The sequence below is a fragment of the Kitasatospora sp. NPDC057512 genome, from assembly GCF_042802135.1.
GTDB lineage: Bacteria > Actinomycetota > Actinomycetes > Streptomycetales > Streptomycetaceae > Kitasatospora.
The window spans coordinates 1-23,303 of the sequence record NZ_JBHVET010000045.1 but is presented as its reverse complement, the minus strand read 5'-3'; the positions used below and the strand labels follow the sequence as shown (position 1 = coordinate 23,303).

The 23,303-nt window shown below is 72.9% G+C and carries 21 protein-coding genes; 15 read left to right on the top strand and 6 right to left on the bottom strand.

The window, feature by feature from the left end; all coding sequences use genetic code 11:
* Positions 1 to 42: 42 nt before the first annotated feature.
* Both ACFU6K_RS05795 and ACFU6K_RS05790 read right to left on the bottom strand, forming a co-directional pair.
* On the bottom strand, positions 43 to 1,941 hold the full coding sequence (locus ACFU6K_RS05795; RefSeq protein WP_380661093.1) for an ABC transporter ATP-binding protein: 1,899 nt from the start codon (positions 1,939 to 1,941) through the stop codon (positions 43 to 45).
* A 155-nt stretch (positions 1,942 to 2,096) separates the two neighbouring features.
* Complete coding sequence (locus ACFU6K_RS05790) at positions 2,097 to 3,830, bottom strand: ABC transporter ATP-binding protein (RefSeq protein WP_380661091.1); 1,734 nt, start codon at positions 3,828 to 3,830, stop codon at positions 2,097 to 2,099.
* A gap of 309 nt (positions 3,831 to 4,139) precedes the next feature.
* Between ACFU6K_RS05790 and ACFU6K_RS05785 the strand changes: the two genes are divergently transcribed.
* Genes ACFU6K_RS05785 through ACFU6K_RS05775 form a run of 3 tightly spaced genes read left to right on the top strand, consistent with a single transcriptional unit; the run spans position 4,140 to position 7,950 of the window.
* Positions 4,140 to 6,062 carry an AMP-dependent synthetase/ligase gene (locus ACFU6K_RS05785; RefSeq protein WP_380661090.1) on the top strand — a complete coding sequence of 641 codons (1,923 nt, stop codon included), beginning with the start codon at positions 4,140 to 4,142 and terminating at the stop codon, positions 6,060 to 6,062.
* A 59-nt stretch (positions 6,063 to 6,121) separates the two neighbouring features.
* The gene (gene hemW / locus ACFU6K_RS05780; protein WP_380661089.1) at positions 6,122 to 7,351 is read left to right on the top strand and encodes a radical SAM family heme chaperone HemW; all 1,230 of its coding nucleotides are present in this window, start codon (positions 6,122 to 6,124) and stop codon (positions 7,349 to 7,351) included.
* 41 nt (positions 7,352 to 7,392) lie between these two features.
* A complete protein-coding gene (locus ACFU6K_RS05775) occupies positions 7,393 to 7,950 on the top strand; it encodes a Uma2 family endonuclease (RefSeq protein WP_380661088.1) in 558 nt (185 codons plus the stop codon).
* Here ACFU6K_RS05775 and ACFU6K_RS05770 read toward each other — a convergent pair.
* Genes ACFU6K_RS05770 through htpX form a run of 4 tightly spaced genes read right to left on the bottom strand, consistent with a single transcriptional unit; the run spans position 7,941 to position 10,585 of the window.
* Entirely contained in the window at positions 7,941 to 8,114 is a 174-nt protein-coding gene (locus ACFU6K_RS05770; protein ID WP_380661087.1) for a hypothetical protein, read from the bottom strand. The genes ACFU6K_RS05775 and ACFU6K_RS05770 overlap by 10 nt on opposite strands.
* A 53-nt stretch (positions 8,115 to 8,167) precedes the next feature.
* Complete coding sequence (locus tag ACFU6K_RS05765) at positions 8,168 to 8,995, bottom strand: DUF3097 domain-containing protein (RefSeq protein ID WP_380661086.1); 828 nt, start codon at positions 8,993 to 8,995, stop codon at positions 8,168 to 8,170.
* Positions 8,996 to 9,026: 31 nt separating this feature from the next.
* Positions 9,027 to 9,611: a hypothetical protein gene (locus ACFU6K_RS05760; RefSeq protein WP_380661085.1), complete on the bottom strand. Its 585-nt coding sequence runs from the start codon at positions 9,609 to 9,611 to the stop codon at positions 9,027 to 9,029.
* Between the two features lie 53 nt (positions 9,612 to 9,664).
* Positions 9,665 to 10,585, bottom strand: coding sequence for a zinc metalloprotease HtpX (gene htpX / locus ACFU6K_RS05755; protein WP_380661084.1), 921 nt, complete (start codon positions 10,583 to 10,585; stop codon positions 9,665 to 9,667).
* 287 nt (positions 10,586 to 10,872) lie between these two features.
* Here htpX and hrcA point away from each other — a divergent pair, with 287 nt between their 5' ends.
* From hrcA to ACFU6K_RS05695, 12 genes are all read left to right on the top strand, one after another.
* Complete coding sequence (gene hrcA, locus ACFU6K_RS05750; RefSeq protein ID WP_049651912.1) at positions 10,873 to 11,907, top strand: heat-inducible transcriptional repressor HrcA; 1,035 nt, start codon at positions 10,873 to 10,875, stop codon at positions 11,905 to 11,907.
* A 75-nt stretch (positions 11,908 to 11,982) separates the two neighbouring features.
* Complete coding sequence (gene dnaJ / locus ACFU6K_RS05745) at positions 11,983 to 13,122, top strand: molecular chaperone DnaJ (RefSeq protein WP_380661083.1); 1,140 nt, start codon at positions 11,983 to 11,985, stop codon at positions 13,120 to 13,122.
* 87 nt (positions 13,123 to 13,209) lie between these two features.
* A complete protein-coding gene (locus ACFU6K_RS05740) occupies positions 13,210 to 13,959 on the top strand; it encodes a 16S rRNA (uracil(1498)-N(3))-methyltransferase (protein ID WP_380661082.1) in 750 nt (249 codons plus the stop codon).
* 138 nt (positions 13,960 to 14,097) lie between these two features.
* Positions 14,098 to 17,343, top strand: coding sequence for a PDZ domain-containing protein (locus ACFU6K_RS05735; protein ID WP_380661081.1), 3,246 nt, complete (start codon positions 14,098 to 14,100; stop codon positions 17,341 to 17,343).
* A 151-nt stretch (positions 17,344 to 17,494) separates the two neighbouring features.
* On the top strand, positions 17,495 to 17,848 hold the full coding sequence (locus ACFU6K_RS05730) for a histidine triad nucleotide-binding protein (RefSeq protein WP_380661080.1): 354 nt from the start codon (positions 17,495 to 17,497) through the stop codon (positions 17,846 to 17,848).
* Between the two features lie 6 nt (positions 17,849 to 17,854).
* Entirely contained in the window at positions 17,855 to 18,778 is a 924-nt protein-coding gene (locus ACFU6K_RS05725) for a ribonuclease Z (RefSeq protein ID WP_380661079.1), read from the top strand.
* Positions 18,779 to 19,010: 232 nt separating this feature from the next.
* On the top strand, positions 19,011 to 20,153 hold the full coding sequence (locus ACFU6K_RS05720; RefSeq protein WP_380661078.1) for a PhoH family protein: 1,143 nt from the start codon (positions 19,011 to 19,013) through the stop codon (positions 20,151 to 20,153).
* 14 nt (positions 20,154 to 20,167) lie between these two features.
* A complete protein-coding gene (ybeY, locus tag ACFU6K_RS05715) occupies positions 20,168 to 20,662 on the top strand; it encodes an rRNA maturation RNase YbeY (protein ID WP_049651086.1) in 495 nt (164 codons plus the stop codon).
* 19 nt (positions 20,663 to 20,681) lie between these two features.
* Positions 20,682 to 22,007, top strand: coding sequence for a hemolysin family protein (locus ACFU6K_RS05710; RefSeq protein WP_380661077.1), 1,326 nt, complete (start codon positions 20,682 to 20,684; stop codon positions 22,005 to 22,007).
* 33 nt (positions 22,008 to 22,040) lie between these two features.
* A complete protein-coding gene (locus ACFU6K_RS05705; protein WP_063780135.1) occupies positions 22,041 to 22,277 on the top strand; it encodes a hypothetical protein in 237 nt (78 codons plus the stop codon).
* A gap of 38 nt (positions 22,278 to 22,315) precedes the next feature.
* Complete coding sequence (locus ACFU6K_RS05700) at positions 22,316 to 22,867, top strand: DUF4383 domain-containing protein (RefSeq protein ID WP_380661076.1); 552 nt, start codon at positions 22,316 to 22,318, stop codon at positions 22,865 to 22,867.
* Positions 22,868 to 22,895: 28 nt separating this feature from the next.
* Positions 22,896 to 23,249 carry a cytidine deaminase gene (locus tag ACFU6K_RS05695; protein ID WP_049651100.1) on the top strand — a complete coding sequence of 118 codons (354 nt, stop codon included), beginning with the start codon at positions 22,896 to 22,898 and terminating at the stop codon, positions 23,247 to 23,249.
* Positions 23,250 to 23,303: the final 54 nt, after the last annotated feature.

Below are 23,303 nucleotides of genomic sequence, written 5' to 3'. Positions count from 1 at the left end.
TTCTCCGACAGTGTCCGACGGTGTCCGTCCGCGCGTGAGCCGTCAGTCCACCTCGGCCACGGCCTCGGCGAACTGCGCCTGGTACAGCCGGGCGTAGGCGCCGTCGGCGGCGATCAGGTGGTCGTGCGAGCCCTGCTCGACGATCGACCCGTTCTCCATCACCAGGATCACGTCGGCGTCCCGGATGGTGGAGAGCCGGTGGGCGATCACGAAGCTGGTGCGGCCGGTGCGCAGCCGGGCCATGGCCCGCTGGATCAGCACCTCGGTGCGGGTGTCGACGGAGCTGGTCGCCTCGTCCAGGACCAGGATGGACGGCTGGGCGAGGAACGCCCGGGCGATGGTGATCAGCTGCTTCTCGCCGGCGCTGACACCGGTGCCCTCGTCGTCGATGACGGTGTCGTAGCCGTCCGGCAGGGTGCGCACGAAGCGGTCGACGTGGGCGGCCCTGGCGGCCTCGACGACCTGCTCGCGGGTGGCCGACTCGGCGCCGTAGGCGATGTTGTCGGCGATGCTGCCGCCGAACAGCCAGGTGTCCTGGAGCACCATGCCGATGCCGGAGCGCAGTTCCTCGCGGGACATCGCGGCGATGTCGACGCCGTCCAGGGTGATCCGTCCGGAGCTGACCTCGTAGAACCGCATCAGCAGGTTGACCAGGGTGGTCTTGCCGGCGCCGGTGGGGCCGACGATGGCGACGGTCTGGCCGGGCTCGACCTTGAGCGAGAGGTCGTCGATGAGCGGCTTCTCGGGCTCGTAGCGGAAGGACACGTCCTGGAAGGCGACCCGGCCGCGCACCACGTCGGGCCGTTCCGGCACGGCCGGCTCGGCGCTCTGCTCGGGGGCGTCCAGGAGCTCGAAGACGCGCTCGGCGGAGGCGACGCCGGACTGCACCAGGTTGGCCATGCTGGCGACCTGGGTGAGCGGCTGACTGAACTGCCGCGAGTACTGGATGAACGCCTGGACGTCACCGATGGACAGCGCGCCGCTGGCGACCCGCAGACCGCCGACGACGGCGACCAGCACGTACTGGAGGTTGCCGATCAGCATCATCGCGGGCTGGATGATGCCGGAGATGAACTGGGCCTTGAAGCTGGCGTGGTAGAGCGCCTCGTTGTGCTCGCGGAAGGTCTCCGCGGACTCGTGCTGGCGCCCGAAGACCTTGACCAGGGTGTGGCCGGTGTACATCTCCTCGATGTGGGCGTTGAGCTGGCCGGTGGACGTCCACTGCTGGACGAACTGCGGCTGGGCCCGCTTGCCGACCTTGGTGGCGACCACGACCGAGACCGGCACCGAGACCAGCGCGATCACGGCGAGCAGCGGGGAGATCCAGAACATCATCGCGAGCACACCGACCACGGTGAGCAGCGAGTTGACGACCTGTCCCATGGTCTGCTGCATGGACTGGCCGATGTTGTCGATGTCGTTGGTGACCCGGCTGAGCACCTCGCCGCGCGGCTGCTTGTCGAAGTAGCTGAGCGGCAGCCGGGCGAGCTTGGCCTCGACGTCCTGGCGCAGCCGGTAGCTCGCGGCCTGGATGGCCCGGGTGGCGAGCCGGCCCTGGAAGATGCCGAAGACGGCGGAGGCGAGGTAGATGCCGAGCACCCAGAGCAGGACGGTGCCGATGGCGCCGAAGTCCATGCCCTGGCCGGGGGTGAAGTGGACGGCGGAGAGCAGGTCGGCGACGCCGCCCTCGCCGTGGGCGCGCAGCCCGTCGATGACCTGGTCCTTGGACATGCCGGTCTGGAAGCGGGCGCCGACGACACCGGCGAAGATCAGGTCGGTGGCGTCGCCGAGGATCTTGGGGCCGATGACGGCGCAGCCGATGCCGAGCACGCCGAGGACCAGGACGCCGATCAGGGTGTTGCGTTCGGGGCGCAGCAGGCCGAGGACGCGCTTGCCGGAGCCCTTGAAGTCCATGGACTTCTCGGTGCCCTGGCCGCCCATGAAGCGGCCGGGGCCGGCCGGGCCGCGCCGGGCGGCGGCGGCCTGGGAGTCGCTGGGCAGTTCGGCGCTCTTCGGGTCGTCCGCCGGGGCGTCCTGGGGGGCGCCGTCTCTCGGGGCCGGCCCCTTGGTCAGGTCGGGCTTGTTGCCGGGCGTGGTCACGCCGCCTCCTGCTCGGTGAGCTGGGAGAGCACGATCTCCCGGTACGTCGGGTTGTCGGCCATCAGCTCGTGGTGGGTTCCACTGCCGACGACGGCGCCCTCGTCGAGGACGATGATCCGGTCGGCGTCGCGGATGGTGGACACGCGCTGGGCGACGATCAGGACGGTGGCGTCGGAGGTCTCGCGGGCGAGGGCCTTGCGGAGCCGGGCGTCGGTGGCGTAGTCGAGCGCGGAGAAGGAGTCGTCGAAGAGGTAGACGGAGGGCCGGCGGACCAGGGTCCGGGCGATGGCCAGGCGTTGGCGCTGGCCGCCGGAGACGTTGCCGCCGCCCTGGGCGATGGGGGCGTCCAGGCCTTCGGGCAGCTTCTCGACGAACTCCTTGGCCTGGGCGATGTCCAGGGCGTGCCAGAGCTCCTCGTCGGTGGCGTCGGGCCGGCCGTAGCGGAGGTTGCTGGCGATGGTGCCGGAGAAGAGGTAGGGCTTCTGCGGGACGATGCCGACGCTCTCGGCGATCGCGGCGGGGGCGAGTTCGCGGACGTCGACGCCGTCGAGCAGGACCCGGCCGGAGGTGACGTCGAAGAGCCGGGGGACGAGGCCGAGCAGGGTGGACTTGCCGCTGCCGGTGGAGCCGATGATGGCGGTGGTCTGGCCGGGGCCGGCGGTGAGGTCGATGCCGCGCAGCACCGAGGCCTCGGCGCCGGGGTAGCGGAAGTCGACGCCGCGCAGTTCCAGGTTGCCGCGGTGCGGGACCTCGGTGACGGGGGTGGCGGGCGGGACGACGCTGCTGTCGGTGCCGAGGACCTCCTGGATGCGCTCGGCGCAGACCTCGGCGCGCGGCACCATCATGAACATGAAGGTGGCCATCATGACGCTCATCAGGATCTGCATCAGGTAGGAGAGGAACGCGGTGAGCGCGCCGATCTGCATGGCGCCGCTGTCGATGCGGTGGGCGCCGAACCAGAGCACGGCGACGCTGGAGACGTTCACCACCAGCATGACGGCGGGGAACATGACGGACATCAGCCGGCCGACCTGGCCGGAGACCTGGGTGAGGTCCTCGTTGGCGCCGGCGAAGCGGGCCTGCTCCTGGTCGTCCTTGACGAAGGCGCGGATGACCCGGATGCCGGTGATCTGCTCGCGCAGGACGCGGTTCACGGTGTCGATCCGCACCTGCATGCTGCGGAACCTGGGGCGCAGCGCGCGGACCAGCAGGACCACGACGACGCCGAGCGCGGGGATGACGGCGAGCAGCAGGCCGGAGAGCGGGACGTCCTGGTTGAGCGCCATGATGATGCCGCCGACGCACATGATCGGTGCGGCGACCATGAGCGTGAAGCTCATCAGGGCGAGCATCTGGACCTGCTGGACGTCGTTGGTGGTGCGGGTGATCAGCGAGGGGGCGCCGAACTGGCCGACCTCGCGGGCGGAGAAGCTCTGCACCCGGTCGAAGACGGCGGCGCGGACGTCCCGGCCGAAGGCCATCGCGGTGCGGGCGCCGTAGTAGACCGCGCCGATGGAGCAGAGGGCCTGGAGGACGGTGACCGCGATCATCACCCCGCCGACGCGCAGGATGTAGCCGGTGTCGCCCTTGACCACGCCGTTGTCGATGATGTCGGCGTTGAGCGTCGGCAGGTAGAGCGCCGCCAGGGTGGACACCAGCTGGAGCAGCACCAGCAGGGTGATCGGTCGGGAGTACGGGCGCAGGTACGCCCTCAGCAGTCTGATCAGCACTAGCACACTCTTGTCGTCGCCGGTCGGGTTCGCACCCCAATTCTCGGTGTTCTGTAGCGTCGTACAGGTCATTCGGCGTCCGGGAGCCGGAGGTTTGCCGGTCCTTTGCCGAACGGCGGGGTGCGGCACCGGTCGCGCGGGGTCGTGCCGTCGGGCGCCGCCCCCTTACGGAATGACCGGTTTCCCCCTAGGCTGCTGATTGCCCCTTTGTTACTGACCGGTACCGCTCAGGTGAACGGGGGCCCGGCGACCGCCCCCACGGACGCCGCGACAATCCCTCAGACGGCCACCCGCCACCGGAGGTCCTCGTTGAGTTCCGCGCAGTCCCTGATCGACTCCGGCAGGCCCGACCTCGTCGCCGGGCGCCCCGCCTCCGTCGCCCACCTGTTCCTGGAGCGGGTCGCCCTGACCCCGAACGCCGAGGCCTACCGCTACCCCTCGCCCGTGGACGAGCAGGCCGCCGACGGCGCGCCCGGCGCCGAGCAGTGGCGCTCGCTCACCTGGGCGCAGACCGCGGTCCGGGTCAAGGCGGTGGCCGCCGGCCTGATGGCGCTCGGCATCCGGCCCGAGGACCGGGTGGCCCTGGCCTCCTCGACCCGCCTGGAGTGGATCGTCGCCGACCTCGGCGCCATGTGCGCGGGCGCCGCGATCACCACCGTCTACCCCAGCACCAACGCGGACGAGACCGCGTTCATCCTCTCCGACTCCGGCTCCCGGGCGCTGTTCGCCGAGAACGAGGCCCAGCTGGCCAAGGCCGTCGGGCAGCTCGACCAGCTGCCCGAGCTGCGCACCGTGATCCTCTTCGACGCGCCCGCCGAGGCCCCCGAGACCGGCGGCCTGGACCTGATCACCCTCGCCGAGCTGGAGGAGCGCGGCGCCCGGTACCTGGCGGAGCACCCGGACGCGGTGGAGAAGGCCGTCGACGGGCTCGGCAAGGAGCAGCTGGCCACCCTCATCTACACCTCCGGCACCACCGGCCGCCCCAAGGGCGTGCGCCTGGTGCACGACTGCTGGGCGTACGAGGGCCGGGCGCAGGAGGCCAGCGGCCTGCTGGGCCCCGACGACGTGCAGTTCATGTGGCTGCCGCTGTCCCACGTGTTCGGCAAGACGCTGATCTCCGGGCAGATCGCCACCGGGCACGTGATGGCGGTGGACGGCCGGGTGGACCGGATCATCCACAACCTGCCGGCGATCCGGCCGACCATCATGGCCTCCGCGCCGCGCATCTTCGAGAAGGTCTACAACGGCATCGCGGGCCGGGCCCGGGCCGAGGGCGGCGCCAAGTACAAGATCTTCCTGTGGGCGGCCAAGGTCGCCCGCGAGCACGCCCGGGCGGTCCAGGAGAGCCGGGTCGCCACCGGCACCGAGAGCGCCCCGCTCGGCCTGCGGGTGCAGCACGCGCTGGCCGACAAGCTGGTGTACGCGAAGATCCGGGCGGCCTTCGGCGGCCGGCTGCGCGGCGCGGTCTCCGGCAGCGCCGCGCTCGCCCCGGAGATCGGCTACTTCTTCATCGGCGCCGGGGTGCCGATCCTGGAGGGCTACGGCCTGAGCGAGACCAGCGCCGGCTCCTGCGTCAACCGGGCCGAGGACGTGCGGATCGGCACCGTGGGCCGCCCGCTGCCCGGCACCGAGGTGCGGATCGCCGAGGACGGCGAGATCCTGCTGCGCGGCCCCGGCGTCATGCGCGGCTACCACAACCTGCCGGAGAAGACCGCCGAGGTGCTGGAGCCGGACGGCTGGTTCCACACCGAGGACATCGGCGAGCTCGGCCCGGACGGCTTCCTGCGGATCACCGACCGCAAGAAGGACCTGTTCAAGACCTCCGGCGGCAAGTACGTGGCGCCCAGCGAGGTCGAGGGCAAGTTCAAGGCGGTCTGCCCGTTCGTCAGCAACATCCTGGTGATCGGCAACGGCCGCAACTACTGCACCGCGCTGATCGGCCTGGACGAGGCGGTCCTGCTGCCGTGGGCCGCCGAGCACGGCCTGGCCGGGAAGTCCTACGCCGAGCTGGCCGCCGAGCCGGCCGTCCACGAGCTGGTCGAGGGCTTCGTCAAGCGGGTCAACGGCGACCTCCAGCGCTGGCAGACGATCAAGAAGTTCCACCTGCTGCCGCGCGACCTCGACATCGAGCACGGCGAGCTCACCCCGAGCCTGAAGATCAAGCGCCCGGTGGTCGAGCGGACCTACGCCGACGCGGTCACCGCCATGTACGCGGGCGCCAACGAGGCCTGACCGGCCCCGCTCCCGTACGGCCCGCCGGGTTCGGTCGGGCCGTACGGGACAATGGGCTCATGCCCTCCGCACTCCCCGACGGCGATCCGGTGCCGTCCGACGGTTCCCTGCCCGCGCACGCCCTCGACGGGCTGGGCGACCGGCCGTTCGGCTTCTACCTGCACGTGCCGTACTGCGCCAGCCGCTGCGGCTACTGCGACTTCAACACCTACACCGCCACCGAGCTGCGCTCCTCCGGGGCCGTCGCCTCCCAGGAGACCTACGCGGACAACGTGGTCGCCGAGATCCGCCACGCCCGGAAGGTGCTGGGCTCCGCCGACCTGCCGGTGCACACCGTCTTCCTCGGCGGCGGCACCCCGACCCTGCTGCCCGCCCGCGACCTGGTGAAGATGCTCGCCGCGATCCGCGAGGAGTTCGGGCTCGCCGACGGCGCCGAGGTCACCACCGAGGCCAACCCGGAGTCCGTCGACCCGGCGTACCTGGCCGAACTGCGCGAGGGCGGCTACAACCGGCTCTCCTTCGGCATGCAGAGCGCCCGCCCGCACGTCCTGAAGCTGCTCGACCGCCACCACACCCCGGGCCGCCCCGAGGCCTGCGTGGCCGAGGCCCGCGCGGCCGGCTTCGAGCACGTCAACCTCGACCTCATCTACGGCACCCCGGGCGAGTCCGACGACGACTGGCGGGCCTCCCTGGACGCCGCCATCGGCGCCGGCCCCGACCACGTGTCCGCGTACTCGCTGATCGTCGAGGAGGGCACCCGGCTCGCCGCCCGCGTCAAGCGCGGCGAACTGCCGATGATCGACGACGACGTGCACGCCGACCGCTACCTGATCGCCGAGGAGGCGCTCGCCGCCGCCGGCTACTCCTGGTACGAGGTCTCCAACTGGGCCACCACCCCCGAGGGCCGCTGCCGCCACAACGAGCTCTACTGGACCGGCGGCGACTGGTGGGGCGCCGGCCCCGGCGCCCACAGCCACGTCGGCGGCGTCCGCTGGTGGAACGCCAAGCACCCCGCCGCCTACGCCCGGGCCCTCGCCGAGCACCGCACCCCGGCCCAGGCCCGCGAGGTGCTCGCCGACGAGGACCGCCGCGTCGAACGCATCCTCCTGGAACTCCGCCTGGCCGACGGCATCCCCCTCGACCTCCTCACCGACACCGGCCGCGAGGCCGCCGACCGGCACCTCGCCGACGGCCTCCTCGCCCCCGCCCCCTACGCCCGGGGCCGCGCCACCCTCACCCTCCAGGGCCGCCTCCTGGCCGACGCCGTCGTACGTGACCTGGTGGACTGAGTGTCGTTAACGTGGGTGTCAGCCGTCGGAGGGAGCGCGCAGTGACCGCCATCGATGACCGGATGACGGGGATCTTCGAGAACCTGGAGGTCCCGGAAGGCTTCAAAGCCGAGCTCATCAGGGGGGAAATCGTGATGATGGCCGGGCCGGACCTGGTCCACAACATCATTGTCGAATCCATCCGGGACCAGATCCCGCGGGCTCGGTGGTACCGCCTGACCACACAGGACATCGATCTTCCCGGGTTGACGAGCGAGCCCCAACCGGATCTCGTCGTCTTCGAGCGGGACGCCTTCGAGGGCCCCGGCCGCCTGGTCCCCGCGCCCGTCCTCACGTTGGTGGTCGAGGTCGTCTCCAAGACCAGTGTTCTCCGTGACTACCGGACCAAGCGGGAGTTGTACGCCGAGGGCGGGATTCCCGTGTACCTGGTCGTCGACCCGATCAAGGCGGTCTGTGTGCTCCTGGCCGAGCCGACGCGGGCGAGTGCCTCGGGACTGCCGGACTACAGGGTCGAGCGAACCGCCAAGTTCGGCGAGCCCATCCCGGTGGACCTGCTCGGCATCACGCTGGACACCACGGAGTTCCAGCCCTACTCCTGACGGTCGGCCTGACCTCCCGGAGTCGGCTGCTCGGCCGGCTCCGGGTAACCGATGACGGCAAAGTCGATCCTGCCTTCGGTGACCATCGTGCGCATGCGGGCCAGAGCAGCGGTGCGGCGGTTCCGCATCGCCGTGTCGCAGTGCTCGTATGGCGGCCGGGACATGGCGACCTCCGGGTCGGGGCGAACTCCTGAAGAGAATATCCGCGTTTGCGGGATCACTCCGGCAGGGCCGTGAAGTCGATCAGTTCCTCGACCCGGCCCAGGAGTTCGGGCTCCAGGTCCTTGTAGGAGTCCACCTTCGAGAGGATGTGCTTCCAGGCCGCGGGGGTGTCCACCGGCCAGCCGAGGCGGCGGCAGGTGCCCTCCTTCCAGTCCTCGCCCCTTGGGACGGCGGGCCAGGCGGGGATGCCGACGCTCGACGGCTTCACGGCCTGCCAGATGTCGATGTAGGGGTGGCCGACGACCAGCACCGAGTCGCCGGTGACCCGGGCGGCGATGCGGTGCTCCTTCGTGCCCGGGAGCAGGTGGTCGACCAGGACGCCGAGGCGGCGGCCGGGGCCGGGGGCGAAGTCGGCGACGATCGCGGGCAGGTCGTCGATGCCGCGCAGGTACTCGACGACCACGCCCTCGATCCGCAGGTCGTCGCCCCAGACCCGTTCGACCAGCTCCGCGTCGTGCCGGCCCTCGACGTAGATGCGGGACTCGCGGGCGACCCGGGCGCGGGCGCCGGGCACGGCGATCGAGCCGGAGGCGGTGCGGCCCGGGGTGCGGGCGGGGGCCGGGCCGGCCGGGCGGACCAGGGTGACGACCCTGCCCTCCAGCAGGAAGCCGCGCGGCACCAGCGGGAACACCCGGTGCTTGCCGAACCGGTCCTCCAGGGTGACGGTGAACCCCTCGGCGGTCTTCTCGCAGCGCACCACCGCCCCGCAGTAGCCGGTCGCCGCCTCCTCGACCACCAGGTCCCGCTCGGCGGGCACCTCCGGGGCGGGGGCCTGCTTCTTCCACGGCGGGGTCAGGTCGGGTCCGTACTGGCGGCTGCGCATACGGGTGATCATAGGGAGGGCGGACGGCGCGTCAGAGGCCCGGCGCGCCCCAGACCGGGAACCAGCGGCTCAGGTCCTTCTCCAGCCGCAGGTCGTTCCCCAGCATCGCGTTGACCTGCAGTTCCAGCGGGCTGTCGCGCCGCTCCCCGCCGCCGGGCACCGGGGCGAAGGGGTAGAACGTCCCCCGCTTGTAGAGGTAGACGAGGGCCAGCGACCGCCCGTCCGGATCGCGGAAGCCGACCAGCGAGCAGAGCAGCTGCGGCCCGAAGCCGTTCGCCTCCAGTTCGCTGTTGACCGCGTGCAGGTCGTTGACCAGCTCGGGCAGCTCCTCGGGCCGGTGCCGGGCGAGCAGCCAGGAGTAGCCGTAGCCGTCCTTGGAGGCCTCCACGGGGACGCCGCCGCGCCCGGTGTCGGCGTCCAGCAGCGCCCGGACCTGCTGCTGGACCTGGACGAAGGCCGCGCCCTCGACGGCCGCGAAGCAGACCGAGCCGAGCCCGGTGGGGGTGAACCCGGCCCCGGCCTCCAGGGTGAGCGCGGCGGACGGCACGCCGAACAGCTGGTCGAGGTCGGGCTTGACGGGCTTGGTGCGGCCGAACAGGGCGTCCAGGATTCCCACGGCGGTCCTCTCGGGTCGAATACTGGGGCTCAGCGGCTCAGCGGCTCAGCGGCTCAGCGGCCGAGCTGCTCGGAGATCTTCGCCAGCTGCTCCAGCCGCTTCTCCAGGCTCGGGTGGGTGGAGAACAGCTGCGAGGCGGCCTCCCGGGCGCTCAGCGCGGGGGCGAAGTAGAAGGCGTTGTACGGCTGGGCCTGGCGCAGGTCCTTGCTGGGGATGGCCGCGATCTGCCCGGTCACCTTGGTGAGCGCCGAGGCGAGGGCGCTGGGGTGTCCGGTGAGCTGGGCGGCGGCCCGGTCGGCGGCGAGTTCGCGGTAGCGGGACAGCAGCCGGGTGAGCAGGAAGCTGATCGCGTAGACGACGATCGACACCAGCGGGATGATCAGCGCCAGGATCGCCGCGTTCTGGTCGTTGTTGTTGCGCCCGCCGCCCATGAACCCGCCGTACATCGCGATCCGGGTCATCGCCCCGGCGAGGACGCCGAGGAAGCCGGCGATCGTCATCACCGCGACGTCCCGGTGGGCGACGTGCGACAGCTCGTGGGCGAGGACGCCCTCCAGTTCCTCGGGCTCCAGCCGGCGCAGCAGCCCGGTGGTCACGCAGACCACCGCGTTCTGCGGGTTGCGGCCGGTGGCGAAGGCGTTCGGCATGTCGTTGTCGGCGACCGCCACGCGGGGCTTGGGCATGTCGGCCAGGGCGCAGAGCCGGTCGATGGTGCCGTGCAGCTGGGGGAACTGCTCCGGGGACACCTGGTGGGCGCCCATCGCCCGTTCGGTGATCTTGTCGCTGAACCAGAACTGGGCCACGAACAGCCCGCCGGAGATCAGGACGATCAGTGGCCAGGCGCCGCGCAGCAGCGCGATCAGCAGGCCGGTGAAACCGACGTACAGCAGCCCGATCACGAACATCGTCGCGACCATGCGGCCGGTCAGGCCGCGGTCCGGCGCGAAACGGGTGTGCTGGCCCGAGCTCGACATCGCTTGCTCCTCCATTCGCCGTCGCTTTCGATGCTGCCACCCGGACGGCCTCCCGGCACCACCCCGGCGCCGGGAGGATCGAACCGCCGGGGCCCCGCGGGCCGTGAGCGGAACTGCGGGGAGGATCACCCCGGTCCGGCCGTTCCTGCCGTAGGGCCCGGGCCTTACACTGGCAGGTACGGTTTTGGCACTCGCGTGTTCAGAGTGCCAGGGCGAGGGCCTCCGGAGCGGCCCGCAGCAGCAAGGGACACAGTCGGACAACGTGCGAAGACGGAGGTGCGCGCCCCATGGCCGGTGAGGTCCGCCAGCTGGACGAACGCAAGCTCGCCGTGCTCCGCGCGATCGTGCAGGACTACGTGGGCACCGAGGAGCCGGTCGGCTCCAAGGCCCTGGTGGAACGGCACAACCTCGGGGTCTCGCCGGCGACCGTCCGCAACGACATGGCGGCGCTGGAGGAGGAGGGCTACATCCACCAGCCGCACACCAGCGCCGGCCGCATCCCGACTGACAAGGGGTACCGCCTCTTCGTCGACAAGCTCGCCGAGATCAAGCCGATGAGCGCCCCCGAGCGCCGGGCCATCCGGCACTTCCTGGACGGCGCGGTCGACCTGGACGACGTGGTCGCGCGCACCGTGCGGCTGCTCGCCCAGCTGACCCGGCAGGTCGCGGTGGTGCAGTACCCCTCGCTGACGCGCTCCACCGTCCGGCACATCGAGCTGGTGGCGCTGGCCCCGGCCAAGGTGATGCTGGTGCTGATCACCAACACCGGCCGGGTCGAGCAGCGGATGGTCGACTGCCCGGGCCCGGTCGGCGAGACGGTGCTGGCGGACCTGCGGGCCCGGATCAACGCGAGGGCCGCCGGCCGGCGCCTCCCGGAGGTCCCGGGGCTGCTGGAGGAGCTGCCGGCGCAGTTCGAGCCGGCCGAGCGGCCGACCGTCAGCACGGTCCTGGCGACCCTGTTCGAGACGCTCGCCGAGCAGAACGAGGAGCGGATCATGCTGGCCGGCACGGCCAACCTGACCCGCTTCGGGCACGACTTCCCGCTCAGCATCCAGCCGGTGCTGGAGGCCCTGGAGGAGCAGGTCGTCCTGCTCCGCCTCCTGGGTGAGACCGCGGACGCCGCGATGACGGTCCGGATCGGGCGGGAGAACACCTACGAGGGGCTGACGTCCACCTCCATCGTCTCGGTCGGCTACGGTTCGGGCGACGAGAGCGTGGCCAAACTGGGTGTGATCGGTCCGACCCGGATGGACTACCCGGGCACAATGGGGGCGGTGCGAGCGGTGGCGCGGTACGTGGGCCAGATCCTGGCCGAGTCCTAGCAGAGGCCGCCGTCGGAAATCCGGCGGCGGTGACCAGTCGCAGCACTACTACAGGCGGAACAAGCGGAGCATTTGGTGGCCACGGACTACTACGCGGTACTCGGCGTCCGACGGGATGCGGGGCAGGACGAGATCAAGAAGGCGTTCCGGCGCCTGGCGCGCGAACTGCACCCGGACGTCAACCCGGACCCGAAGACGCAGGAGCGGTTCAAGGAGATCAACGCCGCTTACGAGGTGCTCTCCGATCCGCAGAAGCGCCAGGTCTACGACCTCGGCGGGGACCCGCTGTCCCCGGGCGGCGGCGGCGCGGGCGGCTTCGGCGCCGGCGCGGCGGGCTTCGGCTTCTCCGACATCATGGACGCCTTCTTCGGCGCCGCGGCCGGCCAGCGCGGCCCGCGCTCGCGCACCCGCCGTGGCCAGGACGCCATGATCCGGCTGGAGATCACCCTGGAGGAGGCCGCTTTCGGCACCACCAAGGAGCTCCAGGTCGACACCGCCGTCACCTGCACCACGTGCAGCGGCGAGGGCGCGGCCCCCGGCACCTCGGCGCAGACCTGTGACATGTGCCGCGGCAAGGGCGAGGTCTCCCAGGTCACCCGGTCCTTCCTGGGCCAGGTCATGACCTCCCGCCCCTGCCCGCAGTGCCAGGGCTTCGGCACCGTCGTGCCGACCCCGTGCCCGGAGTGCGCCGGCGACGGCCGGGTGCGGGCCCGCCGCACCCTGACCGTCAAGATCCCGGCCGGTGTCGACAACGGCACCCGGATCCAGCTGGCCGGCGAGGGCGAGGTCGGCCCCGGCGGCGGCCCGGCCGGCGACCTGTACGTCGAGATCGCCGAGACCACCCACACCATCTTCCAGCGGCGCGGGGACGACCTGCACTGCACCGTCACCATCCCGATGACGGCGGCCGCGCTCGGCACCCAGGTGCCGCTGCAGACCCTGGACGGCCTGGAGGAGGTCGACATCCGGCCCGGCACCCAGTCCGGCCAGTCGATCCCGCTGCACGGCCGGGGCATCACCCACCTGCGCGGCGGCGGCCGGGGCGACCTGATAGTGCACGTCGAGGTGAAGACGCCCAGCAAGCTCGACCCCGAGCAGGAGGAGCTGCTGCGCCGCCTCGCGGTGCTGCGCGGCGAGGAGCGGCCGTCCGGCCAGTTCGCGCCGGGCCAGCAGGGCCTCTTCTCCCGGCTGAAGGACGCCTTCAACGGCCGGTAGCCGTCCGCGGAGGGGTGCCGGGGGGAAACGACCCCGGCACCCCTTTCGCGTGTCCGTCCCACTTCCGCACGAAAGAGGTTCCCCGTCATGACCGCGCCCGTCTTCGTCGTCGAGACCGAGCGGATCGCCGCCGCCGCGCCCGGGGCCGTGGTGCGCCTGGACGGCCCGGAGGGGCGGCACGCGGCCGCGGTGAAGCGGCTGGAGCCCGGCGAGGCGGTGACCCTGGCCGACGGGCTGGGGCTCGGCGTGGACGGCACCGTCGCCGAGGTGCTCGGCAAGGACGCGATCGACGTGCGCGTCGCCGCCGTGCGCCGCGAGCCGGAGCCCGCGCCGCGGATCGTCGTGGTCCAGGCGCTGCCCAAGGGCGACCGCGGCGAGCTGGCCGTGGAGACCATGACCGAGGTCGGCGTGGACGTGGTGATCCCGTGGGCCGCCTCGCGCTGCATCACCCAGTGGAAGGGCGAGCGCGGCGCCAAGGCGCTCGCCAAGTGGCGGGCCACCGCCCGGGAGGCGGGCAAGCAGTCCCGCCGGCTGCGCTTCCCCGAGGTCCGCGAGCCGATGACCACCCGGCAGCTGGCGCCCGTCCTGGCGGGGGCCGCGTTCGCCGCCGTGCTGCACGAGGAGGGCGCCGAGCCGCTGGCGCACGCCGTCCTGCCGGAGGCCGGGGACATCGTCCTGGTGGTCGGCCCGGAGGGCGGGGTCTCCCCGGAGGAGCTGGCGGCCTTCGCCGGGGCGGGCGCCGGGCCGTACCGGCTGGGCCCCTCGGTGCTGCGCACCTCGACCGCCGGGGTGGCCGCCGGCGCGCTGCTGCTCGGGCGCACCGGCCGCTGGTCGTAGCGCCCCGGCACGCCCTGGCACGCTCCCCGGCGCGCCCCCGTACACCCGGCGGCGACCGCGTCACGGCCGTCCGCGGGCGGCGCCGGGAGTCTGCGAAAAACGGCGCGGACGGTCCGTGCACCTGCCTAGGCTGGCCGGGTGACGGACTCCCTGAACGCCTCCCCGAACTCCTCGGCGGGCGCCTACCTTCGCCATCCCCACCTGCACGGCGACCTGCTCGCCTTCGTCGCCGAGGACGACCTCTGGCTCGCCCCGCTGGACGGCGGCCGGGCCTGGCGGCTGACGGCGGACCACCTGCCGGTCCACCACCCGAGGTTCTCCCCGGACGGGCGGCACCTCGCCTTCACCTCCGCCCGGGACGGCGCCCCCGAGGTGCACGTGGTGCCGGTGGACGGCGGCCCCTCGCGCCGGCTCACCCACTGGGGCAGCCACCAGACCCGGGTGCTGGGCTGGACCGCCGACGGCCGTCCGATCGCCGCCACCGGGGCCGGTGAGGCCAGTCCGCGCCGCACCTGGGCGCACGCCGTGCCGCTGGACGGCGGCGAGCCGCAGCGGCTGCCGTACGGGCCGGTCGGCGGGCTCGCCTTCGAGCCGGGTGGTGACCGGGTGCTGCTGAGCAGCGTCAACGGCCGCGATCCGGCCTGGTGGAAGCGGTACCGGGGCGGGCGGGCCGGAAAGCTGTGGCTCGGCCGGGAGGAGTTCGCCCGGGTGCACGCGGAGCTGGACGGGCAGCTGGACTCCCCGCTGTGGGTCGGGGACCGGATCGCCTTCCTGTCCGACCACGAGGGCGTCGGCGAGCTGTGGTCCAGCCGCCCGGACGGCACCGACCTGCGCCGCCACACCGCCGACCCGGACGGCTTCTACGCCCGGGGCGCCACCACCGACGGCACCCGGGTGGTCCTGCACCGGGCCGGCGACCTCTGGCTGCTGGACGACCTGGCGGGCGCCGAGCCGCGCCGGCTGGACGTCCGGCTGGCCGGCCCGCGGGCCGGGCGCCGCCCCCGCCCGGTGCCCGCCGCGCACTGGCTGGACTCCGTCGCCCCCGACCGCACCGGCCGGGGCAGCGCCGTGGTGGTGCGCGGCGGCGTGCACTGGCTGACCCACCGCGAGGGCCCGGCCCGGGTGCTGGACGAGACCCCGGGCGTGCGCGGGCGGCTGGCCCGGGTGGTGCCCGGCGAGGACGGCGCCCAGGGCGTGCTCTGGGTGTCCGACGCCGAGGGCGAGGACGCCCTGGAGTTCGCCCCCGACCTGCACGGCGCCGAGCGCCGCCGGCTGGCCGCGGGGCGGCTCGGCCGGGTCAACGCGCTGACGGTCTCCCCGGACGGCAAGCAGGCCGCGCTCGGCGTGCACGACGGCCGGGTGCTGCTGGTGACGCTGGCCGACGGCGCCGTGCACGAGCTGGACCGCAGCGCCGACGGCGAGCCCGGCGCCCCGGCCTTCAGCCCGGACTCGGCCTGGCTGGCCTGGTCGCGCCCGGTGCGCGGGATGGGCCCGCACTCGTTGCGCCAGATCGTGCTGGCCGACCTGGCGACCCGGACGGTCGGCGAGGTCACCCAGCCGCGCTTCGTGGACACCTCGCCCTCCTTCACCGCGGACGGCCGCTACCTGGCCTTCCTGTCGGTGCGCAACTTCGACCCGGTCTACGACGCGCACGTCTTCGACCTGTCCTTCCCGAACGGCTGCCGCCCCTACCTGGTCACGCTGGCCGCGGACACCCCCTCCCCGTTCGGGCCGCAGCGGGCCGGGCGCCCGCTCGGCGGGGAGGAGGACGAGCCGAAGGCCGGGAAGGCGGACGGCGAGCAGGCGGCGGCCGACGCCGCGCCGGTGACCAGGGTGGACCTGGACGGCATCGCCGACCGGATCATCCCCTTCCCGGTGGAGGGCGGCCGCTTCGAGGAGCTGGCCGCCGCCAAGGACGGCATGCTCTGGACCAGGGCCCCGCTGACGGGCGAACTCGGCGACGAGGCCGCCTCGTTGGACGACGACCGGCCCCGTCCGGTGCTGGAGCGCTTCGACCTGCGCAAGCGCCGGGTCGAGCAGCTGGTGCACGGCCTGGACGAGTTCTCGGTCAGCGCGGACGGCACCCGGGTCGCCGTGCTGGACCAGGGCGAGCTGAGGGTCGTCCCGGCGGACCACAAGGGCGGCGACGACGAGGAGGCCGCCGTCGACCTCGCCCGGCTGCGGGTGACCGTCGACCCGGCCGCCGAGTGGCGGCAGATGTACGCCGAGAACGGCCGGCTGATGCGGGACAACTTCTGGCGCCCCGACCTCTCCGGCGTCGACTGGGACGGGGTGCTGGAGCGCTACCGGCCGCTGGTCGAGCGGGTCGGCTCGCACGACGAACTGGTCGACCTGCTCTGGGAGGTGCACGGCGAACTCGGCACCTCGCACGCCTACGTGCTGCCGTACGGCCGGTACACCGAGCCCGCCCGGCGCCAGGGCCTGCTCGGCGCCGACCTCGTCCGGGACGGCGAGCACTGGCGGATCGGCCGGATCCTGCCCGGGGAGTCCTCCGACCCCAGGGCCCGCTCGCCGCTGGCCGCGCCCGGCGCGGCGATCCGCCCGGGCGACGCGGTGCTCGCCGTCAACGGCCGCCCGGTGGACCCGGTCACCGGCCCGGCCCCGCTGCTGGCCGGCACCGCCGGGCAGCCGGTCGAGCTGACCGTGGCCGGGAAGGACGGCAGCGACCGGCGCCACCCGGTGGTCGTCCCGCTCGCCGACGAGGAGGCGCTGCGCTACCACGACTGGGTGGCCGGGCGGCGGGCCGCGGTGCGCGAGCTGTCCGGCGGGCGGCTGGGCTACCTGCACATCCCCGACATGCAGACGGCCGGCTGGGCCCAGCTGCACCGCGACCTGAGCGCCGAGATGGCCCGGGAGGGCCTGGTCGTCGACGTCCGGGGGAACCGGGGCGGCCACACCTCGCAGCTGGTGATCGAGAAGCTGGCCCGCAAGGTCATCGGCTGGGACGTCATCCGGGACACCGACCACCCGGTGCCCTACCCGGCGGACGCCCCGCGCGGCCCGGTGGTCGCCCTCGCCGACGAGTTCACCGGCTCGGACGGCGACGTGGTCGGCGCCGCCATCCAGGTGCTCGGCATCGGCCCGGTGGTCGGCACCCGCACCTGGGGCGGGGTGATCGGCATCGACAGCCGCTATCGGCTGGTCGACGGCACCCTGGTCACCCAGCCCAAGTACGCGTTCTGGCTGGAGAAGTACGGCTGGGGCCTGGAGAACCACGGTGTCGACCCGGACGTCGAGGTGCCGTTCGCCCCGCACCACTGGGCGGCCGGCGAGGACCCGCAGCTGTCCGAGGGCGTCCGGCTCGCCCTGGCGGGGCTCGCCGAGGCCCCGGCCCGTACCGCGCCGCCGCTGCCCTGGGCGTAGCGCCCCCTGGGCGGGACGCCGGCCGGTCCGGCGTCCCGCCCCGCGCTGGCGGCGGCCGGGCACCTGAAGCACCAGCAGGCCGTCGCCGGGCTCGGCTAGGCTGCGCCCGTACGGCCCCACCACCCGACACACCGATCCCGAGGAGAGAGCCATGGCCGGCGAGCCGCAGCCCGACTGCCTGTTCTGCAAGATCGTGGCGGGCGAGATCCCGGCGACCGTGGTGCGCAAGACCGAGCGCACCCTCGCCTTCCGCGACATCGCCCCCAAGGCGCCCGTGCACGTGCTGGTGATCCCGCACGCGCACTACCCGAACGCGGCCGCGCTGGCCGCCGCCGAGCCGGAGATCGCCGGCGAACTGCTCGCCGAGGCGGGCGCGGTGGCCGCGGACGAGGGCATCAAGGACTACCGGCTGATCTTCAACACCGGTGCGGGCGCCGGGCAGACCGTCTTCCACGCACACGTCCACGTGCTCGGCGGCATGTCGATGACCGAGCGCATGGTCTGACCGCGGGTGTCCCAGCGCGAACTCGTCGTCCTCGGCACCGCCAGCCAGGTGCCCACCCGGCACCGCAACCACAACGGCTACCTGCTGCGCTGGGACGGCGAGGGCCTGCTGTTCGACCCCGGCGAGGGCACCCAGCGCCAGATGCTGCACGCCGGGGTCACGGCCACCCAGATCACCAGGATCGCGGTCACCCACTTCCACGGGGACCACTGCCTGGGTCTCGCCGGGGTGATCCAGCGGATCAACCTCGACCGGGTCCCGCACCCGGTCGACGTCTACTTCCCGGCCTCCGGCGAGGTCTACTTCGAGCGGCTGCGGCACTCCACCGCCTACCACGAGACGGCCGTGCTGCGGCCCCGGCCGATCGACGAGCCCGGGCCGCTGCCCGCGCCCGGCGCCCGCTTCGCGCTGGACGCCGTCCGGCTGGACCACCCGGTGGAGTCCTTCGGCTACCGGCTGTCCGAGCCGGACGGCCGCCGGCTGGTGCCGGACCGGCTGGCCGCCCTCGGCGTGCGCGGCCCGGCGGTGGGCCGGCTCCAGCACGAGGGCGCGATCGAGGTGGACGGCCGCACCGTCACCCTGGCCGAGGTCAGCGAGCCGCGGCCGGGCCAGAGGTTCGCCTTCGTGATGGACACCCGGCTGTGCGACGGCGTGTACGCGCTCGCCGAGGGCGCCGACCTGCTGGTCGTCGAGGCGACCTTCACCGACGCCGACGCCCGGCTCGCCGAGGAGCACGGCCACCTCACCGCCGGGCAGGCCGCCAAGGCCGCCGCCGAGGCCGGGGTGCGCACCCTGGTGCTGACCCACTTCTCCCAGCGCTACCCGGACCTCGGCCAGCACCTGGCCGACGCCCGCAAGCACTTCGACGGGGAGCTGGTGCTGGCCGCCGACCTCGACCGGGTGCCCGTGCCGGCCCGCCGCCCGTCGTGACCGGCCCCGGAAACCGCGGAGGCCCCGGAGACGGCGGGGGCGCGGGAAACGGCGGAGGCCGGGGAAAGTCCCGAAAAAGGGCTCGCGCCGGCCTTCGATCTGCCGGAGCATCGACGGGTGCGGCCCCGCCGCCCGCCACGGCGATCACGCTCGCGGCGTACCCTGGTGCCCCGGAGACACCCAGCGGCACCCGAGACCACGGATGGGATGAGGCAGGCCCCAGCGCCGACCTATGAGTGACACATCGCAGACCCGTACCAACGGACAGTCGCGCCCCGAAACGACCGACGACGGCCGCGTCAGCGCCCGGATCGTGATCCCCGAGAAGCACCCGATGGTCACCCTGCTCGGCACCGCGGACTCGCTGCTGCGCGTGATCGAACAGGGCTTCCCCGCCGCCGACATCCACGTCCGCGGCAACGAGGTGACCGCCACCGGGGCCCGGGCCGAGGTCGCCCTCGTGCAGCGGCTCTTCACCGAGATGATGCTGGTGCTGCGCACCGGCCAGCCGCTGACGGAGGACTCCGTGGAGCGTTCCATCGCCATGCTCCGAAGCCAGGAGCAGGACCCGGACAGCCCGGCGCCGTCCCAGGTGTTCACCGCGAACATCCTGTCCAACCGGGGCCGCACGATCCGCCCGAAGACCCTCAACCAGCAGCGCTACGTCGACGCGATCGACAAGCACACGATCGTCTTCGGCCTCGGCCCGGCGGGCACCGGCAAGACCTACCTGGCGATGGCCAAGGCCGTCCAGGCCCTCCAGGCCAAGGAGGTCAACCGGATCATCCTGACCCGCCCGGCGGTCGAGGCGGGGGAGCGGCTGGGCTTCCTGCCCGGCACCCTCTACGAGAAGATCGACCCGTACCTGCGCCCGCTGTACGACGCGCTGCACGACATGATGGACCCGGACTCCATCCCGCGCCTGATGGCGGCCGGCACCATCGAGGTCGCCCCGCTCGCGTACATGCGCGGCCGTACCCTCAACGACGCCTTCATCATCCTCGACGAGGCCCAGAACACCTCGCCCGAGCAGATGAAGATGTTCCTCACCCGCCTCGGGTTCAACTCCCGGGTGGTGGTCACCGGCGACACCAGCCAGATCGACCTCCCGGGCGGCACCCGCAGCGGACTCAAGGTCGTCCAGGACATCCTGGCCGACGTGCCCGACATCCACTTCTCCGTCCTCACCAGCACCGACGTGGTCCGCCACAAGCTGGTCGGCCGGATCGTGGACGCCTACGAGCGCTGGGACGCCCGCCAGGAGGCGGAGGAGGCCGCCCCGGCGGCCCGCAAGCCCGCCCAGCGGCGCCCCGGCAAGGCCACCGCGGCCCGCGCGCCCCGCGCACCCCGACAGTCCCATCGCACCGAAAGCTGAGCACAGAGCCCGTCATGTCGATCGACATCGCCAACGAGTCCGGTTGGGAGGCCGACGAGGAAGCCATCCTCGACGTCGCCCGCTTCGCACTGGACAAGATGCGGATCCACCCGCAGTCCGAACTGTCCGTGATCCTGGTGGACAGTGCGGCGATGGAGGAGCTGCACATCCAGTGGATGGACCTGCCCGGCCCGACCGACGTGATGTCCTTCCCGATGGACGAGCTGCGTCCCGGCAAGGAGGGCGACGAGCTGCCGCAGGGCCTGCTCGGCGACATCGTGCTCTGCCCCGAGGTCGCCGAGCAGCAGGGCCTGGCGGCCCCCTCCAAGCACTCGATGGACGAGGAGCTGCAGCTGCTCACCGTGCACGGCGTGCTGCACGTCCTCGGCTACGACCACGAGGAGCCGGAGGAAGAGGAGGAGATGTTCGCCCTCCAGAAGCGCATCCTGGACGACTGGCGGACGGGCCGGGGCCTCGGCGGCATCTCCCCGGCCCCCACCACCCACTGAGCGCGGAGCCCGAACCCCTGTGAGTGGTGAGAGTACGAGCTTCATCCTCGGTGCCGTGCTGCTCGTCGTGCTCGGCTGGCTGGCCGCGTGCGCCGAGGCGGGCATCTCCCGGGTCTCCCGGTTCCGGGCGGAGGAGGCGGTGCGCAGCGGCCGGCGCGGCTCCGCGCGGCTGCTGACCGTCGCCTCCGACCCGATCCGCTACCTCAACCTGGCCACCCTGATCCGGGTGGCCAGCGAGATGGCGGCGGCCGTCCTGGTCACCGTGGTGTGCGTGCGCAACGTGACGCCCACCTGGCAGGCCGTCCTGCTGGCGTTCGGCGTGATGGTGCTGGTGTCCTTCGTCGCGGTGGGGGTCTCGCCGCGCACGATCGGGCGCCAGCACCCGCTCACCACCGCGACCGCGGCCTCCTTCGTGCTGCTGCCGCTGGCGGCGGTGCTGGGCCCGATCCCGCGGCTGCTGATCCTGCTCGGCAACGCGCTGACCCCGGGCAAGGGCTACCGGGAGGGTCCGTTCGCCTCGGAGGCGGAGCTGCGGGCCCTGGTGGACCTCGCCGAGAAGGACGACCTGATCGAGGACGAGGAGCGCCGGATGGTGCACTCGGTCTTCGAGCTGGGCGACACCATCGTGCGCGAGGTGATGGTGCCGCGCACCGACCTGGTGATGATCGAGCGGCACAAGACCGTCCGGCAGGCGCTGACCCTGGCGCTGCGCTCGGGCTTCTCGCGCATCCCGGTGGTCGGCGACAACGAGGACGACGTGGTCGGCATCGTCTACCTCAAGGACCTGGTGCGGCGCACCCACATCAACCGGGAGGCGGAGTCCGAGGAGGTCGGCGCGGTGATGCGGCCGGCCGTCTTCGTCCCGGACTCCAAGCCGGCCGGCGACCTGCTGCGCGAGATGCAGCAGCGCCGCTCGCACGTGGCGATCGTGATCGACGAGTACGGCGGCACGGCCGGCCTGGTCACCATCGAGGACGTCCTGGAGGAGATCGTCGGCGAGATCACCGACGAGTACGACCGGGAGATCGCCCCGGTGGAGGACCTCGGGGACGGCTCGTACCGGATCACCGCCCGGCTGCTGGTGGAGGACCTGGGCGAGCTGTTCGGCATCGAGCTGGAGGACGAGGACGTCGAGACCGTCGGCGGCCTGCTGGCCAAGCACCTGGGCCGGGTGCCGATCCCCGGTTCCTCCTGCGAGATCCCGCTGCCCGACCCGGTGGCGGGCGGCCTGTCCGGCATCCTGCTGACCGCCGAGTCCTCGGCGGGCCGCCGCAACCGGATCGGCTCGATGGTCGCCGCCCCCGTCCGCCGCACCGAGGACGCCGAGGAGCCGGCGGGCGAGTAGCGGGTGGGCGGTCGCCGAGCGACCATGGAGGGCATGACGCACAAACTTCGCGCGGAGTACGGCCCGCAGGGGGCGGCCGGCGGAGTCAAGTCCTGGCACGTGGTGCGGGACGAGGACCTGTCGGTGGCGCTCTGCGGCCGGACCATGTCCGACGACGCCGAGACGCGGCCCGAGGAGGAGTGGGGCACCGGGTTGCGCTGCTGCCAGCAGTGCGGCTCGCTCTACATGCACGAGGTGCCGCACATGCAGGGGAGCCACCCCTACAGCTAGGCACCCGGCTGGACCATGGCCGAGCTCTGGAGGTCGCCATGAAGCTGCAAGACGAACTGCCCACCGTCGACCGTCGGCTCGCCATGGTGTGGCGGGTCGGGGCGGGGCTCGGGGGGGTCTTCCTGATCGTGTTCGGGTGCCTGGGGCTGGCCGGCGAGCCCGGCTTCCTGGCCACCCACGGCGACCGGATCGCCGGGCTGTCGACCAACGGGGCGCTGAGCATCCTGTCCATCGTGGCGGGCGCGGTCCTGGTGCTGGGGGCGGTGGTCGGCGGGAACTTCGCGTCCAACCTCAACATGGCGGTGGGCGTGCTGTTCGTCCTGTCGGGCTTCTACGGCCTGACGGTGCTCGGGCGGCCGGACGCCAACATCCTCAACTTCCGGATGTCGAACGTGCTGTTCGCGTTCATCTTCGGCATCGTCCTGACGACCTTCGGCATGTACGGCCGGGTGAGCAGCCACCTGCCGCACGACAACCCGTTCTGGCGGCAGCGGATCGAGCACGAGCAGGCGCGGCCGACCGGGGCCGCGAAGACCTTCGTCAAGGTCCTCAAGCCGAACCCGGGGCCCACCCACCCGGTCGGCCACTGAGCGGCGCCCGGTGCCTATGCTCGGCGGCATGAGTGACATCGTCGAGCTCGACCCCGAAGACAAGAAGATCATCACCCTGGCCCGCTCGGTCCGCGCCCGCAACGGCGTGGCCGAGGGGGCCGCGGTGCGTGACGAGACCGGGCGCACCTACGTGGCCGGGACGGTCGCGCTGGAGTCGCTGCGGCTGAGCGCCCTGCAGACGGCGGTGGCGATGGCGGTGGCCAGCGGCGCCCGGTCGCTGGAGGCGGCGGCCGTGGTGAGCGAGGCGGAGCAGCCGGCCGAGACGGACCTGGCGGCCGTACGGGACCTGGGCGGGGCCGGGACGCCGGTGCTGCTGGCCGGGCCGGACGGGACGCTGCGGGTGTCCGCCGAGGCGCGCTGAGGCCCGTCGAGGGGCCCGTACGGGGCCGCCGGGGGCCCGTACAGGCCTTTCGGC